This is a genomic window from Methylobacterium sp. WL18 (assembly GCF_008040015.1).
GTDB classification, from domain to species: Bacteria; Pseudomonadota; Alphaproteobacteria; order Rhizobiales; family Beijerinckiaceae; genus Methylobacterium; species Methylobacterium mesophilicum.
The window spans coordinates 1-2,376 of sequence record NZ_VRVD01000686.1 but is presented as its reverse complement, the minus strand read 5'-3'; the positions used below and the strand labels follow the sequence as shown (position 1 = coordinate 2,376).

3 protein-coding genes are annotated in these 2,376 nt (G+C 69.5%); 2 read left to right on the top strand and 1 reads right to left on the bottom strand.

Going from position 1 to position 2,376, the window contains the following annotated elements; translation table 11 throughout:
* Nucleotides 1-399: 399 nt before the first annotated feature.
* Nucleotides 400-1,272, top strand: coding sequence for a MipA/OmpV family protein (locus FV228_RS27000; RefSeq protein WP_147857330.1), 873 nt, complete (start codon nucleotides 400-402; stop codon nucleotides 1,270-1,272).
* A gap of 78 nt (nucleotides 1,273-1,350) precedes the next feature.
* Nucleotides 1,351-1,572, top strand: a complete 222-nt coding sequence (locus FV228_RS26995) for a heavy-metal-associated domain-containing protein (RefSeq protein ID WP_147857329.1) — start codon at nucleotides 1,351-1,353, stop codon at nucleotides 1,570-1,572.
* Nucleotides 1,573-1,715: 143 nt separating this feature from the next.
* On the opposite strand, the gene FV228_RS33485 is transcribed toward FV228_RS26995, so the two are convergent.
* On the bottom strand, nucleotides 1,716-1,865 hold the full coding sequence (locus FV228_RS33485; RefSeq protein WP_187193489.1) for a hypothetical protein: 150 nt from the start codon (nucleotides 1,863-1,865) through the stop codon (nucleotides 1,716-1,718).
* Between the last annotated feature and the right edge of the window lie 511 nt (nucleotides 1,866-2,376).

Sequence of the window (2,376 nt, the reverse complement as noted above, 5' to 3'; positions counted from 1 at the left end):
CTCATGAGCGGCGCGAACACCGCCAGCGGCCCGAGCACGACGAGCGCCAGGAGCCCGGCCGCCAACAGCCCCGCGTACCGGCCGAGGACCGGGACCATCTTCAAAAACACCTACCCGGGTCACGCACCGGCCGCCGGGGGAAGTCCCGGGATGATTCGGCGGGCGAAGACCGATTCGATGATCTTTGTCGCCGTGCGGCCGCGGCGGCAAGGCGAGCGGACGCGAATTCCGCCCGGTGTGGTGCCGGAGCCAGCCGGAACGTTGCGGAATCGTCACGGCCGGGCGGTTTGCGAGTGATCGGAAGACGATTGCGCGGGGCGCTCATGTGGATGGAAAGAAAAGGCGCCATAAAGCGCGGCTATGGCCACAGTGTCTTCAAGCGTTCCGAAGTGCGTTCCGATGCCCCGTTCTCTCCGCCGTGTCGGCTCGTCCGTCGGCGCCCTCGTTCTGGTCCTCGCCGCCGCCCCGACCCGCGCGGCAGATCTTGAGGCGGCGCCCGCGCGCCGCGGGCCGGTCTTCACGCAGCTCGACCCGGGCGCCGTCGATCCGAGCACCTGGATCGTCACGATCAGCGCCTCGCTCCAGGCGATCCCGCGCTATCCCGGCGCCTCGGACTACACCGCGGTCGGCTATCCCTCGATCGACATCCGCAAGGCCGGCGAGCCGCGCCGCTTCTCGACCCCGGATGACGGCTTCAGCGTCTCGTTCTACGACGATCCGGTGTTCCGGATCGGCCCGACCGCCCGGATCGTGCCCGGCCGCTATTACGGCGACGACCGGCGCCACCTGTTCGGATTCCGGGATGCGCGGATCGCCCTGGAGCCCGGCGTGTTCGCCGAGTTCTACCCCTCTCCGTCCATCCGCACCCGCGTGGAAATCCGCCAGGGCGTGTACGGGCATCACGGCACGGTCGGCTCGTTGGCCGCCGACTACCTGATGCCCACGGGTGCGTTCCTGTTCTCGATCGGCCCGCGCCTCAACGTCGGCGATGCCAGCTACGCCCGGAAGTATTTCGGCGTGTCGCCGGCCGAGGCCGCGCTCAACGGCCGCGTGACCCCGTACAATCCCGGCGGCTTCTACTCGGCCGGCGTGCTCGGCGCCGTGACCTACACCCAGAGCGAGACTTGGGCCTACACGGCCTATGCCGGCTACGCCCGGATCCTGGGCGCGTCCGGCGACAGCCCGCTGGTGCGCCGGCCGTTCGGCAACCCCGACCAGTTCCAGTTCGGCCTGAAGGTCGACTACGCGTTCCGCATGCCCGCTCAATTCTGAGGCGTCTTGCGCCGGCTGCGCCGCGCTCCGACATGGCCCGTCACAGGGATGCCGGTGACACGGTTGATGGAGGCCCGGATGGACGAGACACGCGCCGACCTGCTGATGCAGGTGGAGGGCATGACCTGCGACGGCTGCGCCGCCGCGGTGACCCGCACGGTCAACCGGATCGACCCGGGAGCCGAGGTCGAGGTGGACCGGGAATCCGGGCGTGTCGCGATCCGCACCGACGCCCAGGCCCTGGTGATCGCCGACGCCCTCACCAAGGCCGGCTACACCGCCACGGCCATGACCGGGTGAGCGGAGGCCCGGTCGGCATCTCCCGTCCTCGCTCTCATCCAGGGAGGGGATGAGGCGTCCGGGCCCGGCTCGCGTTGGATGAGGTCGCGCCTCGGGATGCGGGCAGGGAACAGGTGACCCCCGATTTCGACCGCCACGCCCGCCTATGACCGGCTGAGGAACATCCCAGTCAGCAGCAGCCCGAAGGCCGCCAGGCCGAACAGGCCTTCCTTGCGGTGGGTGTGATCGAGGAAGTGGGCGGCGGCGCCGGCCGCGCAGCAGGCGGCACCCAGGCCGATGGTCAGCGACGACATCGCAATCCCTCCTCATCGCGCGCCGCCCGCCGACGCTGCGAAACAGTCCCGGTCCCGGGGCCTGTCGGACGTCGTTGTCCGTTCAGGATTTCATCTCGTTGGCAGGCTGACACGACGCGAAAGCACTGGCAAGCGTGCGCGAGAGCTTGTCTGTCTGCGCGCCGTCTAGAATTTCCGAAGCTCCGGCGGCAAGAAATCGTACTGCGCTCATCGGGACTGCATCGAATACTGCGCCCTGTTCATGGCCCCCTGCCCCGCCATGCGTGGGACACAGCCGTCGAGCGCGTCGATTCCCTGGTTCGATCCAAGGGTCCCGCGGCCGGATGCGTTGACCGTTCCGGCCGCGCCCGCGTAATCACCCGCATGCTCACCACATCATCCGACCGGTTCGACGTCGTGGTCGTCGGCGGCGGCGCGCGATGAGGAGGGATTGCGATGTCGTCGCTGACCATCGGCCTGGGTGCCGCCTGCTGCGCGGCCGGCGCCGCCGCCCACTTCCTCGCTCACACCC

Coding starts and splice junctions, on each gene's coding strand:
- FV228_RS27000 (WP_147857330.1), top strand. CDS start 400: ATGCCCCGTTCTCTCCGCCGTGTCGGCTCGTCCGTCGGCGCCCTCGTT.
- FV228_RS26995 (WP_147857329.1), top strand. CDS start 1,351: ATGGACGAGACACGCGCCGACCTGCTGATGCAGGTGGAGGGCATGACC.
- FV228_RS33485 (WP_187193489.1), bottom strand. CDS start 1,865: ATGTCGTCGCTGACCATCGGCCTGGGTGCCGCCTGCTGCGCGGCCGGC.